Origin of the sequence: Synechococcus lacustris Maggiore-St4-Slac, from assembly GCF_024345595.1 — a bacterium.
GTDB classification, from domain to species: domain Bacteria; phylum Cyanobacteriota; class Cyanobacteriia; order PCC-6307; family Cyanobiaceae; genus Synechococcus_D; species Synechococcus_D lacustris.
The window spans coordinates 83917-97452 of record NZ_JAGQBK010000005.1; the positions used below are offsets into that span (position 1 = coordinate 83917).

General features: G+C 51.5%; 17 protein-coding genes. 12 read left to right on the forward strand and 5 right to left on the reverse strand.

What is annotated here, in order from left to right; all coding sequences use genetic code 11:
* Positions 1-5: 5 nt before the first annotated feature.
* The 5 genes from KBY68_RS05635 to KBY68_RS05655 all read left to right on the forward strand — a co-directional run bounded on the left by KBY68_RS05635 (position 6) and on the right by KBY68_RS05655 (position 5284).
* Positions 6-968 carry a permease gene (locus KBY68_RS05635; RefSeq protein ID WP_255096249.1) on the forward strand — a complete coding sequence of 321 codons (963 nt, stop codon included), beginning with the start codon at positions 6-8 and terminating at the stop codon, positions 966-968.
* Between the two features lie 8 nt (positions 969-976).
* Complete coding sequence (locus KBY68_RS05640) at positions 977-1630, forward strand: TIGR03943 family putative permease subunit (protein WP_255096250.1); 654 nt, start codon at positions 977-979, stop codon at positions 1628-1630.
* Positions 1627-2967 carry a hypothetical protein gene (locus tag KBY68_RS05645; protein ID WP_255096251.1) on the forward strand — a complete coding sequence of 447 codons (1341 nt, stop codon included), beginning with the start codon at positions 1627-1629 and terminating at the stop codon, positions 2965-2967. Before KBY68_RS05640 ends, KBY68_RS05645 begins: the two co-directional genes overlap by 4 nt.
* A gap of 101 nt (positions 2968-3068) precedes the next feature.
* Positions 3069-4208: an N-acetyltransferase DgcN family protein gene (locus tag KBY68_RS05650; protein ID WP_255096252.1), complete on the forward strand. Its 1140-nt coding sequence runs from the start codon at positions 3069-3071 to the stop codon at positions 4206-4208.
* Positions 4205-5284, forward strand: a complete 1080-nt coding sequence (locus KBY68_RS05655) for an alanine/ornithine racemase family PLP-dependent enzyme (protein WP_255096253.1) — start codon at positions 4205-4207, stop codon at positions 5282-5284. The genes KBY68_RS05650 and KBY68_RS05655 overlap by 4 nt, the downstream gene beginning before the upstream one ends.
* 20 nt (positions 5285-5304) lie before the next feature.
* Here KBY68_RS05655 and KBY68_RS05660 read toward each other — a convergent pair whose 3' ends face one another.
* Positions 5305-5865: a HupE/UreJ family protein gene (locus KBY68_RS05660; RefSeq protein WP_255096254.1), complete on the reverse strand. Its 561-nt coding sequence runs from the start codon at positions 5863-5865 to the stop codon at positions 5305-5307.
* Positions 5866-5941: 76 nt separating this feature from the next.
* On the opposite strand from KBY68_RS05660, the gene KBY68_RS05665 reads away from it, so the two are divergent.
* A complete protein-coding gene (locus KBY68_RS05665) occupies positions 5942-6178 on the forward strand; it encodes a hypothetical protein (RefSeq protein WP_133165185.1) in 237 nt (78 codons plus the stop codon).
* Here the strand turns inward: KBY68_RS05665 and KBY68_RS05670 are convergent.
* Both KBY68_RS05670 and KBY68_RS05675 read right to left on the reverse strand, forming a co-directional pair.
* Positions 6159-7574 carry a cryptochrome/deoxyribodipyrimidine photo-lyase family protein gene (locus KBY68_RS05670; RefSeq protein WP_255096255.1) on the reverse strand — a complete coding sequence of 472 codons (1416 nt, stop codon included), beginning with the start codon at positions 7572-7574 and terminating at the stop codon, positions 6159-6161. The genes KBY68_RS05665 and KBY68_RS05670 overlap by 20 nt on opposite strands.
* A gap of 73 nt (positions 7575-7647) precedes the next feature.
* On the reverse strand, positions 7648-7821 hold the full coding sequence (locus KBY68_RS05675) for a hypothetical protein (RefSeq protein WP_255096256.1): 174 nt from the start codon (positions 7819-7821) through the stop codon (positions 7648-7650).
* 435 nt (positions 7822-8256) lie between these two features.
* Between KBY68_RS05675 and KBY68_RS05680 the strand changes: the two genes are divergently transcribed.
* The gene (locus KBY68_RS05680; RefSeq protein ID WP_106500093.1) at positions 8257-8505 is read left to right on the forward strand and encodes a hypothetical protein; all 249 of its coding nucleotides are present in this window, start codon (positions 8257-8259) and stop codon (positions 8503-8505) included.
* 68 nt (positions 8506-8573) lie between these two features.
* Entirely contained in the window at positions 8574-8810 is a 237-nt protein-coding gene (locus KBY68_RS05685) for a chlorophyll a/b-binding protein (protein WP_106500094.1), read from the forward strand.
* Here KBY68_RS05685 and KBY68_RS05690 read toward each other — a convergent pair.
* The gene (locus KBY68_RS05690; RefSeq protein WP_255096257.1) at positions 8793-9557 is read right to left on the reverse strand and encodes a GAF domain-containing protein; all 765 of its coding nucleotides are present in this window, start codon (positions 9555-9557) and stop codon (positions 8793-8795) included. The two genes, KBY68_RS05685 and KBY68_RS05690, sit on opposite strands and share 18 nt — an antisense overlap.
* A gap of 104 nt (positions 9558-9661) precedes the next feature.
* Complete coding sequence (gene hisIE / locus KBY68_RS05695; protein WP_106500096.1) at positions 9662-10333, reverse strand: bifunctional phosphoribosyl-AMP cyclohydrolase/phosphoribosyl-ATP diphosphatase HisIE; 672 nt, start codon at positions 10331-10333, stop codon at positions 9662-9664.
* A 50-nt stretch (positions 10334-10383) separates the two neighbouring features.
* Here hisIE and KBY68_RS05700 point away from each other — a divergent pair, with 50 nt between their 5' ends.
* Genes KBY68_RS05700 through KBY68_RS05715 form a run of 4 tightly spaced genes read left to right on the forward strand, consistent with a single transcriptional unit; the run spans position 10384 to position 13523 of the window.
* Positions 10384-10839 carry a 6-carboxytetrahydropterin synthase gene (locus tag KBY68_RS05700; RefSeq protein ID WP_255096259.1) on the forward strand — a complete coding sequence of 152 codons (456 nt, stop codon included), beginning with the start codon at positions 10384-10386 and terminating at the stop codon, positions 10837-10839.
* 40 nt (positions 10840-10879) lie between these two features.
* Positions 10880-11266 carry a Fur family transcriptional regulator gene (locus KBY68_RS05705; RefSeq protein WP_106500098.1) on the forward strand — a complete coding sequence of 129 codons (387 nt, stop codon included), beginning with the start codon at positions 10880-10882 and terminating at the stop codon, positions 11264-11266.
* 42 nt (positions 11267-11308) lie between these two features.
* Positions 11309-12394 carry a CobW family GTP-binding protein gene (locus tag KBY68_RS05710; protein ID WP_255096261.1) on the forward strand — a complete coding sequence of 362 codons (1086 nt, stop codon included), beginning with the start codon at positions 11309-11311 and terminating at the stop codon, positions 12392-12394.
* A complete protein-coding gene (locus KBY68_RS05715) occupies positions 12372-13523 on the forward strand; it encodes a chloride channel protein (protein ID WP_255096262.1) in 1152 nt (383 codons plus the stop codon). The genes KBY68_RS05710 and KBY68_RS05715 overlap by 23 nt, the downstream gene beginning before the upstream one ends.
* Positions 13524-13536: the final 13 nt, after the last annotated feature.

Below are 13536 nucleotides of genomic sequence, written 5' to 3' on the forward strand. Positions count from 1 at the left end.
AAGCAATGGCGCAAATAGCAACCGTGTGGGCGGTGTTTCAAGGCCTATTGCTAGAGGCATTGCCATTTTTATTAATTGGCGTTGCCATTTCCAGCCTGGCAAGGGCATTGGATCCCAGTGGCCATTGGCTGCAAAAACTACCCAAGGGAGCGCTTTTGGGGCCCCTGAGTGGAGCACTGCTCGGTTTTGCTTTACCCGCCTGCGAATGCGGCAATGTGCCTGTTGCCCGCCGTTTGCTAGCGGTGGGCGCCCCCCTGGGCACAGCATTTGGCTTTTTGTTTGCGGCGCCGGTGCTCAACCCAGTGGTGCTGCTGAGCACCTGGGCTGCCTTCCCAGATAAACCTTGGTTACTGCTGCTGAGGCCCGCCGGCAGTGTGGTGATTGCACTGGTGCTTTCAGGTTTGCTGCAACTGATATCAGAAGCAAAACTTTTAAATTCCGAATTGCTGGCGGAAAGGCGCTTAAGCCAACCATTGGCAGCGGTTTCCCTGCTGGAGCGCTCAACTGGCCTAATCGGCCAACCATTGGCGGCGCTAACAACGGATCCAAAAGCGAGTGTTCAAAACAAACCAGCTGGGCTACTAAGCCATGGGGTAAATGAATTTCTTGAATTGGGCAGTTTGCTGGTGCTGGGTTGTGCCGTGGCTGCCTTAATTCAAACTTTGATCCCAAGGGATCTGTTCCTTGCCCTGGGCCAAGCACCCACCCTTTCAGTGGTGAGCCTCATGGTGCTGGCACTTGTGGTGAGCGTGTGCTCAAGCGTTGATGCATTCTTAGCCTTGGGTTTTGCAGATCAAGTAACCCCGGGGGCGCTGCTGGCCTTTTTATTACTCGGCCCAGTGATTGATCTAAAAAGTGTGAGCCTTCTAGGCCGGGTATTTACCTGGCGAGCCATGGGGCTTGTGCTAGCTGGGGTTTCCCTCACGGTTTTGCTAATGGGCCAGGCCTTGAATTTGCTTTTGCTATGAAATATCTAGTGCTGGGGTTTCTCGGAGCGGTGCTGCTCAAATGTTGGCTAGATCAACGCCTTAATTTGTTATTGCATAGCAATTTCCATAGCCTTGTTCTAATTGCTGGGCTAGTGCTATTGATGATTGCTATTGCCGGCTTCTGCTCAGCAAAAGTAAGCAACAAAGCAACTAAAATCTGGCCGCTTATTGTGCTGAGCCTCACGGCCATGGGCCTATGGATTTGGCCGCCAAAACCATCACTCTCAACCCTGGCGGCTAATCGCTCGGGCGCCCAATTAGGGCAAAGCGAACTCTCATTTCTTTCGCCACCAGAACAACGCAGCCTCACCGATTGGGTGCGGCTGCTAAACAGCCAACCCGACCCCAATCTTTATGCCGGCGATCCCGTTCAGGTGAGTGGTTTTGTGCTCGATGTGCCGGGTAAACCGCCTGAGATCGCCAGATTGCTGGTGCGCTGTTGCCTTGCTGATGCCACACCAGTGGGTTTGGCCGTTAGGTGGCCCAAAACAAAATCCAGTAAGGGCTGGCCCAAGCCAGATCAATGGCTGGAAATAAAGGGCGTGATGGCAGTGGAAAACCACCAAGGCAGCCTGCGATCGGTGCTGGTGGCAAAGCAGATCAAAGCAATCGCGGCCCCAACTAGGCCCCTGGAACCATGAAAAAGTGGTGGCTGGTGCTAGGGGCAGGCCTTGGCCTTGCACTGCTGCAACAACAATTGCTACTGAGGCGGCCGCCGCGATTGCTTGCAATTGAAGCGATAGCGCCTGGCCGTAATAGCGGAGCCCTAAGCATTCGTTTTAGTCGTTTGATGGATGGGGAAAGCTTGCGGCGCGGCTTGCAACTAAAGCCGCAAGTGGCCCATCAGTTACTAGGTAATGGCAACAATTACACACTATTAATTCAAGCAACAGGGCCGATTAAGCAGCCGTTTGAATTGCAATTAAAGGGCAAAGATATCCGCGGGGTGCAGTTTAAAAAGAGCCGCTGGCTATGGGAGCTAAGGCCAACATTATTAGCCGCAAGGCCAGTGGTAGGCGGTGATCAAATCCAACGCTGGCATAAAAATAGCTGGCAGCCGCTATCACCGGTGCGGGGCCTGATTCAAAGCTTTTTACCCCTAGGCAATGGCAGGGGTGTGGCTGTTGTTAATAATCTAAAAGCAATGGATAGCCAGGTGTGGGTGCTGATGCTTTCAGCTCAGGGAACACCGCTATGGGAAAAACAAATTAATAAAAATCCATTGATTTTTGCTGCCCTTAGTAGTGACGATAGAGGTGATCTTTTAGTGCAATCTTCAAACGCAAAGGAACCGGGCAGCCGGGTGGAGTTAAGCAGATTTGAGGCTGCTGATTTACAACAACCCCAACGGCTAGCCGTGGAGGCCAGCGGGCCGATTCAGCTGGTTCCCCAGGGCCATCAGCTGGTGGTGCCACAACTTGATGGTTTGAGCCTGCAAAGCCTGCCACCACTGCCTGCCAAAAAGGAATTGCTGCCCGGCAGCCGCGACCTGAGTAGTTTTTGCCCGCAACCAGGCCGAGCCCTTCTGGTGCGCCATTGGCCTGATTACCGCCGCTCGCTTGAACTACTGGAGCCAGGAAAAGCACCAAAACAAATTTGGCTTGGCAGTGAGGCCCTTCTGGCAACAGCTTGCGCTGGTGGCGGAGAGAGAATTTGGCTGCTCTTGCTGAGTGGCATCCGCAAACCCTTACTTGAGTTAATAGAATTAAATAAGCAAGGAAAATTAATGCATAGGCTGCCACTAACTGGCAGGGAGCTTGATCCAGGCAGCAAGCTTCACTACGATTCAACACGCCAAGTGTTACTACTTTTATTAAAACGCCAAAGCAGTGATTACCAAAAATCCCTACCAGCGCAGGTTCATCTTATTGAGATAAATAATTATTCAATAAAAGCAATTCCAGGGGCAGCCACCCATGCAGGCTGGCTGCCCTCAAGGCAGTTGCAGCAACTAAACAACCGGCATCCCCGTAAATAACCTATACTAATTGAACCCACGCCCCCCAGCGGCCACCTCTGAGCCCTGAAATCTCCACTTTAACTTTTTAAAGTTTTAGTAACTGATCGGGCCTGGCTTTATTGGCATTATCAAATCAGGTTATCAACCTGAAAGTTAATTTGTTGCCACCACCGGTGGTAACAAAAGCTGCTTTAGTTTATTGCGAAGGCAACTTCGCAGGGCTAGATGGCAAAACAGCCCATGGTTTAGTTCGCTTCTGTGAAGCTTTCAAAATCAAGGCAGTTATCGATAGCCAATTGGCGGGTAACGATGCCGGACTGCTTCTAGACGGCATCAGCAATGGCATACCAATTGTTGCCGACCTAGCCACGGCGTTGGCCTTAAAGGGGCCACCTGCCACCACATTTATCTACGGCATGGCCCCTGCCACTGGCCTCTATGGAGATGCCGATCGCCGGGCACTGCTAGCTGCCATGGCAGCGGGATTGGATCTGGTGAGTGGCATGCGCGAATTCCTCAATGAAGACCGCGAATTCGCAGCCGCCGCTGCCCAGCACAACGTTTCGATCAGAGATGTGCGACGCCCGCCTGATTTAAAAGATCTACACCTCTTCAACGGCTCAATCGCCACAGCAAGCTGCGTTCGAATCGCCGTACTCGGCACCGATGGCGCCATCGGTAAACGCACCACTGCCACTCTGTTGGTGCAAGCCCTTAATGAAAGTGGCATTCACGCTGTTTTGGTTTGTACAGGCCAAACAGGCCTCATTCAGGGGGGCCGCTATGGCATTCCCCTAGATGCAATTCCATCCCAATTTTGCTCAGGGGAAGTGGAGGCGGCTGTGGTTGGGGCCTATCGCAGCGAAAAACCAGCTGTGATTGTGATTGAAGGTCAAGGGGCCCTCAGTCATCCGGCCTACCTCTCCTCAAGCTTCATCCTGCGGGGTAGCCAACCCCAAGCAGTTGTTCTGCAGCATGCCCCAGCTCGCCGCCAGCTCAGCGACTTCCCATTTATTCCCATGCCCACACCTGCCAGTGAAATTAAGCTGATTGAATCCTTTGCACCAACGCGGGTAATCGGCCTAACCCTGAACCACGAGGGGATGGATGACGCCGAGGTGAGCGCAGCAATCGCCCTTTATTCGGCCGAACTTGCAATTCCCGTAACCGATGCTGTTAGTCGCGCACCCGCTGCCCTGGTGGCAATGGTGCTGCGGGCGTTTCCTGAATTGTGTACCCCAGCCAATCCAAAGCCTTGAGCGCTCCAAGGCTAGAGATTCATCTCGAGCACCTTCAACACAACGCAAGAACGATGGTGAATCGGCTTGCGAACCAAGGGATCAAGGTCACTGGTGTGAGCAAATCAACGCTGGGAATGCCGGAGATAGCCCGCACCTGGGTGGCAGCAGGGGTGCATTCGATTGGAGAAGCGCGCATTGAATCAATTGAAATCCTGAATCGTTGCGAATTAGGTGTTCCCTTGCTTCTGATTCGTTCACCAATGCTCAGCCAGGTGGAGCGGGTGGTGGCCCATGCGGCCATCAGTTGCAATAGCGAACTAATCGTGCTCAAAGCCCTTGCTGCTGCGGCGGCTTGCCAGGGAGTACGCCATGGGGTGATGTTGATGGTGGAGCTTGGGGATTTGCGCGAAGGCGTCCTCGCCGCAGACCTGGAGGCGATGGTGGTGCTCACCTTGGCGCTACCAAGTTTGTTGCTGGTGGGGATAGGCACCAATTTGGGTTGCCAGCACGGGATCGCTCCTGATCCAACCAACATGGCGGAGCTATCGCGGCTCATTAATGCCATGGAGGCACGTTTTGGCATCAAATTGGAGTGGTGTTCCGGTGGCAACTCCGCCAATCTTCCCTGGCTAGCAAGCGGTGGGAAGCCAGGCCGGATCAACCACCTGCGCCTTGGCGAGGCACTGCTACTCGGCAGAGAACCTCTCACCCGCAAGCAAATACCAGGGCTCTATACGGATGCCATAACCCTGGTAGCTGAGGTGATTGAGTGCAAGCTAAAACCAAGCCAACCGTGGGGAACACCCCACTCCACGAGCTTTTCTAATGGACCAACAACATCACAAATAACTCCACAAATAACGCCAGCTCAACCAATGACAAGGCGAGCCCTGCTTGCCCTTGGCGAGCAAGATGCCGATCCAGCGGGCCTTAGCGCAGCTGAACTCACCATTGAGGGAGCCTCCAGCGACCACCTAGTGGTTAGCGGAGCCGCCATGAAACTTGGTGTTGGAGACGAGCAACGCTTTCAGATCAGCTACAGCGCCCTATTGAGGGCGATGACTTCACCATTCGTGAGCCGTTGTTTCATCTGAAATATTTTTAGCAGCAAAATTTAAAGAACAAAAGAAAGCGCTCCACCCAACACAAGCAAAGTGATCGCTGCTGTTTTTCTATAGGCAATTGCTGATTTTTTCAGCAGTAAATAAGTGCCACCGGCTATAACAGCGGAGCTTAAAAGTGCAGCACTCCACCAAATCAAACTTGTGTTGTCTTTAGGTGCTTCCAAGCCATGCAACATGGCGTGAATTGAAACCGCTGCTGCCACCAAAATGCCGCTGATTTTATTTGCGCTGAAGTTATTAGGAAATCTCCAAGACAGCAGAGAAATGCCAGCTAGCACGGATATGGCCAATGTTGCCAACAGCTCAGCTGATCCCAGCTGGAAACCTGTAAAGCCCACTGCGGCGCCAACAACAGCACCACCAAGGGCCCACAACAGCAGCTGGGAGGAGATGGAAGCCGCTGCGGTGCCAACGGCGATCAGCATCAACAGATGATCAAAACCCAGCAACGGGTGGGTAGCACCGGCAAGGGCACCTCCGGTAGCGCTGCCGTGGGCCATGGCGGCTGATCCAACGCTGAATGCCAGCAAAAGAGCAATAAAGCGTTTCATTGGTTTTTCTTGTTCTAGCCATTAATATAGTTGCGAAAGGCTTGATTTCACAACCAGCCCAAAACCAGTTATCACCATGCGGGACGACGATTTTTCTTTAGCAGACGATATGGCGGAAGATAATGGCCATGATGAACTTTCTTCCATAGCTGATCTAGGTGCTGAGCACTGGCAGGAGGAGATCGAATTCTTGGAACAACGATTACGGGGAGATCAAGGTGAAATAGATAAAGACGACAGGGAAACCTGCCAAGTTGCTTTAGAAATTGCTCGGGATAACCTTCAAAACTGCCTTAAAGGCAAAAAAGATTAAGCTGGGCGGGATTTAGCGGTTTTGCCGGTTTTGCAAAACTCACAATTGGTTTTGGATAGGAGCTGCCAATCACACAACCAACTCGATCTTGGGTTTGTGGATCCATCGTCCACGGTTGATGTAGATATACCGCTGGCACACGGCGTAATTCGGGAAGCCATCTACGAATAAAATTGCCGGATAAATCGTGATCAAGACCTTGCTTAAGGGGGTTATATATACGCACGGTTTTATTTCCCGTGGTGCCAGATTGCATTTGGCATTGGCTCCAATGGATGCCAGGCTCATAATCAATAAATAGGCGGGCTAAATACATGCCGCTTTCGCGCCAGGGGAGCAGCAGTTGGTAACTCGCAACGGAAATAAGCATTGCCCGCATGCGGAAATTAAGCCAGCCGGTAGCAATTAAAGAACGCATGCAGGCATCTACAAACGGCAGGCCAGTGCAACCCAAAGCCCAGGCCTTTAAACGTTTTTCATTGCTGCTGCGCTGCACAAACCTGCCGCTGTAAAGCTCTTGATATTCAAGGCTGGGCTTACTTTCAAGCTTTTGAATAAAATGGCAGTGCCAGTGAAGGCGATTGTCAAAGCGCTGCAAAGATCTGCTCCAGCTGCGCTCTGCAGGGCTATCGGCAAAACAGAAACGGCGCTTTCTTGTGAGTTGCACCACTTCACGCAATGAAAGGGTGCCCCAGCTCAAATGGGGGGAGAGGCGGGAGCAGCTGGCGGCCGCGGTTATCGGGCTTGAGATATCAGCCTGGTAGCGACGGCTGCGTTCAGTTAAAAAGCTTGATAGCAACTGAACAGCCTCACGGCTGCCTCCATGCTGCCTGCGTGGCAATAAATCGGGCTCTAGGCCCAGCCCATGGGCAGAGGGAATTTCACCAATTTCTATGCCCTCCAAGGGTATTAGGCGCTCCGGCGGCGGGGCGAGCATTTCAGCCATGCGGCCCTCCCAGCGGCGGGCCCAACCCTTGCGGTTTTTTAGTCCGCGAATAACACCGAACTGGGCAAATTCATGCCACTTAATCGAATGCCGCCTCGCCCAGGCGGCCACCCGTAAATCACGGGCGTAGGTGAAACCATTACCGGTTTCCTCATGGCTCCAAAGGCCAGCGATGCCAAATTGATGGTGGGCCCGCTCCAACACCTGTTCCACCTGGCCGCAGCGCACCACTAGGGGTTGCCCCAAACGGGCTAGGGACAACCTCAACTCCAACAAGCTTTCAGCACAGAATTGCCATTGCCTCCCAGAGCAATCGCTCTGCTGCCAGTAGTGGGGTTCCACCACATAAAGGGGAAGTACCGCACCTAGCCGGCTGGCTTCCAACAGCGGTTTGTGGTCTGCAATACGCAGATCCCGCTTGAACCACACAACCTGCAGGGGGCCCTTCACAAGCTCTAATGAACCAAAACCGCTTCTTGTTAAAAGATAGAAGAAAAAGCAAGCGATCTAACGGGAAAACTACTTATTCATGCCAGCGCATGCTCTCGAGGTGTTCTAAAATATTTTTACGAACTTCCATTAATTCATTGAAGCATTCTTGATTATGGGCACAATTGCGAAGTTTTGGATCTGGCTTTAAAACCGATTCAATAAACAGATCCAAGCCGCGGTTCCACTTATCTTTTTGATCAATCACCAATCAGCCCTCCAGGCTTGCACATAAAAGCAGATTTACTTTTACAAATTTGGATCCGATTTCAATGGTTTTGAGTTGAACTCCTAACAAGGGCGCCATGGGAGCAAAGGGAAACTCCAGTGGCCCAAGCAGATTGGGGCAATTTACTTTCCGCCCTGCACTTATCCAATCTCATTTGCTCAGAGGCTAAGGCGCCAAGCAGAACAAAAAAAGCACCAGTAATTATACTCAGCAAAGCGGATAAGGTTTTGGGGTTCGCCTGCCCGTTTAAGGCAGGCTTTACACCCTCATCACTAAACATTGGCTCACCAGAGATTAAACATGATTAGGAGCTCAATGGCCGCAGCTTCTGTATCAAGTGATGCGAAATAACAAAACAACTTTTCAATAGATTTCAGCTTGGCTAGGTTTAGGGCTTGCTTAGCTTTGCTCAAAATGGATATCCCCCTCCAAGAGCAAAATCAAAAGTGGTTTAAAAGCCACCTACTTGATCGATCCATAGAACTTCAGGAGCTCTACGAGCTCCCCCAAGGGGAGCTCGACCTGCTTTTGGCTGAAACAGCTGAGCTGAGGAGCGACTCAGTGAATAGAGATCGCAACCATGGCAAGTGGTGCACTGCGGGCTATTTCCTTGAGCTTGCCCGACTAATTGATCAAAGGCGGGGGCGCGAAACGAGCACCTAGGGCCATAAAGGGAAGATCTTTACAATCCGTTACAAAGCCTGTAATATTTCGCAACACGCAAACCAGCAATGGACAACTCCGCCAGCAACAGCAAATTGTTCCAAGCCCGCGCCGAGCAGATGACCCACATGGAGCAATTGCAAAAAGTTGAGCGCTTCAATGGCCGTGCGGCCATGGTTGGCATCGTGATTGGAGTTGTAGTAGAGGGCCTCACTGGCTTTGGCATTGCCCACCAGATTGGCCTTGGCGCGCTAGTTGATGGCTACGCCGCCTGCAGAGCTCAATTTTTACCCTTCTGTTTTTAAGTTTATTTTTGAACGATAATTATTTCTAAATTTCTCTTTTTCATCCTGCTTCCAAATTTCTAAAACCTCAGGGAATTGATCTTCCATGCAGGCATCGCAAACTCCATGGCTGAAATTGAGGCTGGATCGCTTGGATAGATACTGATCTAAATATTGCCACTGTCCATCCTCATTTTTTGCTTTGCGACAGTAGGAACAGGTGGAGATAATATTGGGCGAGTGATCCAAACTACAAAATGAATCTAGTAATCGCAGGGCCCTAAGCCTTAGATCAAGGAATGAAACCGCTTGCCGTGCAAGCGCTTCCATAATTTTAATTTGCGATTTGTTCAGGGATTTTGGCGTTCTATCAATAACGCAGAGAGTACCAATTCGATGGTCTTGATTATTCTGGAGCGGAAAACCCCCGTAAAACCTTATGTTGGGATCGCCGCAAACTAATGGATTGTCGTGGAATCGTTGATCATTCAAAGCATCTTCAACAATTAAAGGCTCAAATGTGTGAATAGCATGGGCGCAAAAAGACCAATCTCTTGGTGTTTCCAACACATCAACACCAACTTTTGCCTTAAACCATTGCTTATTTTCATCCACCAAACTCATTAATGCAATTGGAGTATCACAAACCTCTGCTGCTATTAATGTTAAATCGTTATAAGACTGTTCCGGCTGGGTGCCAAGAATTCGGTATTCCTGCAGGGCGTGCAGCCGATCTGCTTCGTTGAAAGGAATGCTGGCTGCTTTCATGGCCAATTTCCCATTTGCTCTATCTCTAGGGGATCTATCTCTAGGGGAAATTTGTTCCTAACAAGAATTACTCATTCAAACTTAATCTATTTTTTGTGCAGCCTCTAATTTTCCCTCCTGGGGGCATCCCTTCGGCCCGCCAACACCTCTTGCACCTGCCGCCAGCTAACGCCGTGATGGGCTAGGGCCACCTGAAGGTGAAATAACAAATCAGCAGCTTCTGCGGCAATTTGATCTGGGGCATTGTCTTTACAAGCCATCACAAATTCAACGCTTTCTTCGCCAATTTTTTTAAGAATTCGATTATCACCACCCTCCAGCAATTTATTTGTGTAGCTGCCAGGTTCAGGATCCTTCAGCCGCCCCTGGATAACCCTTGCCAATTCCGTGCAGGCATCGACAGGCGGTGGCAGCGCCGCAGCACCGCCGGAGCTGATTTGGTTTCCAGAGCCATAAAAACAACTGCGGGCACCCGTATGGCAGGCGATGCCGCCCTGCTGTTCGATGCTGAGCAACAACACATCGGCATCGCAGTCGTAGCGAATCGCCTTGAGGTGTTGGAAATGGCCACTGCTGGAGCCTTTGTGCCACAGCTCCTGGCGGGAGCGACTCCAATAGTGCACCTGGCCGCTGGCAAGGGTTTGCGCCAAGGCCTGGCGATTCATCCAAGCAAGCATCAACACCGCCCCATCAAGCCAATCCTGGGCAATGGCAGGAATCAGGCCGTCGGGGTTAAAACGCAGCTCTTCTAGGGGTAAAGCCCAAGGAGCATTCATGGCCGCAGGGGAAACTGATTAAACAAGCTTCGCAGCGCACTGGCGCACCTATGTACACCTGCTCTAAGCAGTTCGAGGGATTCCCCTGCTGCCACCGCCAACCAAACCATCCTGGCCACTGCCATTTTGTGCATGGCTACAGCCGTAGCTTCACCTGTTGGTTTGGCGCAAAAGAACTAAACCAGCATGGCTTTGTGGTGGATTTTTCCAGCCTCAAGGCATTACGTCAGGTTTTGGATCAGCAATTTGATCACACCTTTTTGGCAAATGCCGATGATCCCCTGCTGCCGGAATGGCAGCGGCTGCACGAATTGGGCGCCTTGGATCTGCGCGTGATGGCAAATGTTGGCATGGAAGGCAGTGCCCACTGGGTGTGGGAACAAACCAATGCGCTTCTCTACGCCAGGGATGCTGGCCGCAGCTGGTGCTGGCAGGTGGAAGCTCGGGAAAACAGCAAAAATGCCGCCTATTGGCAATTGCCGCCGCCTTGGGCAAACCAGCAATAGGAATCATTTTTACTACAGTTGCTAAGAACTGGAGTGCTCCATGGTGCTGAGTTCGGCAACCAGGCAAAACCTGCTGCTTGATGTGTTGCGCAGCAGTGAGGAGGAATTAAGTGGTCAAGCCCTCCACGCCCGCATCAAAGCAGAGGGTGGTGCCATCGGCCTCGCCACCGTGTATCGCCATCTGCGCAGCCTGCAACAACAGGGGCAAGTGCGTTGCCGTCATCTGGCCAACGGAGAAGCCCTATATGCCCCTAGGGAAAGGGATGTGCACCATCTCACCTGCGTTGAATGCGGCAGCAGTTCAGCCCTAGCCCAATGCCCCGTGGAACAGCAGTCCCTATCAATACACACGCCAACGGGTTTCACACCCCTATTTCATACCCTTGAGGTATTTGGGATTTGCGCTAACTGCAAACCAGCCAGCTAAACCAAAACACTAAAAACCATCCACGCACCATCACCTAATTGAATGACCGCCACCCCAAACAAAAAACCGATTCCAGTAACCATTCTCACGGGCTTTCTCGGCGCGGGTAAAACCACACTGCTCAATCACATCCTCGCCAACCAGGAGGGGGTTAAAACCGCAGTTTTAGTTAATGAATTTGGTGAAATCGGCATTGACAATGAATTAATTATCAATAGCAGTGATAACACAGTAGAGCTAAACAATGGCTGCATTTGCTGCAGCATTAATGATGAACTGCTGCAAACGGTTTACAAGGTGCTCGATCGGCCGGATCCCATTGATTACATGGTGGTTGAAACCACTGGCCTTGCTGATCCATTGCCCGTTGCCATGACTTTTCTAGGTAGTGATTTACGTGATCTCACCCGGCTCGATTCGATAATTACGGTGGTGGATGCTGAAAATTTTGATGCTGAAGTGCTCAACACCCAAGTTGGTAGAGCCCAGGTTCTTTATGGAGATATCTTATTGCTTAACAAAACAGATCTCGTATCAGCGGAACGCCTTAAAGAGCTGGAAAACCAGCTAGCAGAAGTGAAAAAAGATGCTCGGCTGCTGCATTGTGTTAAAGGGGAGGTGCCTTTACCTTTACTGCTAAGCGTTGGCTTATTTGAATCCGATCGCATCGTTGAAGAACAAAAACATAAAAACCATCACCACAACAATCACGATCATCACAACCATGACCATGGCCATCACAACCATGACCATGGCCATCACAACCATGACCATGGCCATCACAACCATGACCACGATCACAAGCAATCAGAACCCGCTTCAATCGAGGGATTTACATCGCTTTCCTACAGCAGCAAAAAGCCCTTAGGTTTGCGTAAATTTCAAAACTTTCTAGATAATCAACTTCCCCCTGAGGTGTTTAGAGCTAAAGGTATTCTCTGGTTTAATGAAAGCGAGCGGCGTCATATTTTTCACTTAGCCGGCAAGCGCTTTTCCATAGACGACAGCGATTGGCAAGGGGAGCGCAGCAACCAAATAGTTTTGATCGGCAGAAATTTAAATCAGCCCAAATTACTTAAGCAGCTGCAAGCCTGCGAGGCACCTGATGCAGGCAAGGGTTTTAGTTAGCGTTTTTGCCAACTTTTTAACCGGGGCCATCACCGGGCTACTGGGTGGCTTAGTGATGGCATTGCTTGATTACCTCAGCCAATTGGCTTGGGGGCAACAGGTGCTACGCGGATTTCCCTCCCAAGCGCCTGTGGTTTGGCAGTTTTTGCTGCCCTTAATTACTGGGCTTGCCATTGGTCTTTTGCGCCGTGCTGGGGCCCAACCCCTGCCGGAATTGCATGTAACCCTTGCCCAACTGCGGCAAACAAACGAACAGCAACAAAGCCTTGATCTCAGTTTCAGAGGCAGCCACCTTTTGCTGGGGCTGCTTGCCTTAGTGGGGGGTGGAAGCCTTGGCCCGGAGGCGATGCTGAGCCGGATGCTGGCCGAAATAAACCTCAACCTAAAACGAGTTCAACAATCAATAAGCCCAAAAATCAACTTAACCAAATCCCGCTGGAGCTGGCTGGCGGCGCTGCTGGGCGGAATCGCTGGCTTTGCCCTAACCCAAGGTTTCAACAGGTTTGGTGGTGGTGAACAGGGGGTTGCCTTTATTTGGCCGCAAAGCCCCAGCCAGGCGGGCTTGAACCTGCTGTGGGCCCTGGTGCTTGGCCTGCTTGGCGGCTGCTTGGGCTTGTTGTTTTTGGGATTGCGGCAGCAACTAAGCAAGCAATGGCAACGCTTCTCGGTGTCAACCCTGAACCAGGCGCTGTTCGCAGGGCTGGTGCTGGCTTTAGTAAATATTTGGCAACCGCTTGCTTTGTTTTCTGGGGAGCAACAATTGAGCCCCCTGCTCCAAGGCGCATTGATGCAGGGGCCAGGGGCACTTTTGCTGCTTGGCCTTCTAAAAATTGGCCTTTGCGCCCTCTGCCTAGAGAGCGGCTGGGTGGGCGGCCTTTTCTTTCCTTTGATAATTGGCGCTGCTGCGATCGCTTCAGGGCTTCATCAAGCCCTAGGGATCATTCCCAACGAGGTGGCGGTTAGCGCACTGGTGGCAAGCATTCAAGCGGCGATCTTGGCCCAACCACTGGTGCCCCTATTCGTAACACTGGCGGTTCTAAAGGGCCATGCCTTACCGGCGGCACTGCTGGGCAGTTTGGTGGGATGGCAACTGGGCAAACAAGGCAAAAAAACAACAGCTCAGCCTTGATCCCACTAGGGTT

Excerpts from the sequence above, each read along its gene's own strand:
- KBY68_RS05715 (WP_255096262.1), top strand. The coding sequence starts at position 12,372 with ATGCAGGCAAGGGTTTTAGTTAGCGTTTTTGCCAACTTTTTAACCGGG.
- KBY68_RS05690 (WP_255096257.1), bottom strand. The coding sequence starts at position 9,557 with ATGAAAGCAGCCAGCATTCCTTTCAACGAAGCAGATCGGCTGCACGCC.
- KBY68_RS05635 (WP_255096249.1), top strand. The coding sequence starts at position 6 with ATGGCGCAAATAGCAACCGTGTGGGCGGTGTTTCAAGGCCTATTGCTA.
- KBY68_RS05710 (WP_255096261.1), top strand. The coding sequence starts at position 11,309 with ATGACCGCCACCCCAAACAAAAAACCGATTCCAGTAACCATTCTCACG.
- hisIE (WP_106500096.1), bottom strand. The coding sequence starts at position 10,333 with ATGAATGCTCCTTGGGCTTTACCCCTAGAAGAGCTGCGTTTTAACCCC.
- KBY68_RS05680 (WP_106500093.1), top strand. The coding sequence starts at position 8,257 with ATGGATATCCCCCTCCAAGAGCAAAATCAAAAGTGGTTTAAAAGCCAC.
- KBY68_RS05665 (WP_133165185.1), top strand. The coding sequence starts at position 5,942 with ATGCGGGACGACGATTTTTCTTTAGCAGACGATATGGCGGAAGATAAT.
- KBY68_RS05645 (WP_255096251.1), top strand. The coding sequence starts at position 1,627 with ATGAAAAAGTGGTGGCTGGTGCTAGGGGCAGGCCTTGGCCTTGCACTG.
- KBY68_RS05700 (WP_255096259.1), top strand. The coding sequence starts at position 10,384 with ATGTACACCTGCTCTAAGCAGTTCGAGGGATTCCCCTGCTGCCACCGC.
- KBY68_RS05660 (WP_255096254.1), bottom strand. The coding sequence starts at position 5,865 with ATGAAACGCTTTATTGCTCTTTTGCTGGCATTCAGCGTTGGATCAGCC.
- KBY68_RS05685 (WP_106500094.1), top strand. The coding sequence starts at position 8,574 with ATGGACAACTCCGCCAGCAACAGCAAATTGTTCCAAGCCCGCGCCGAG.
- KBY68_RS05705 (WP_106500098.1), top strand. The coding sequence starts at position 10,880 with ATGGTGCTGAGTTCGGCAACCAGGCAAAACCTGCTGCTTGATGTGTTG.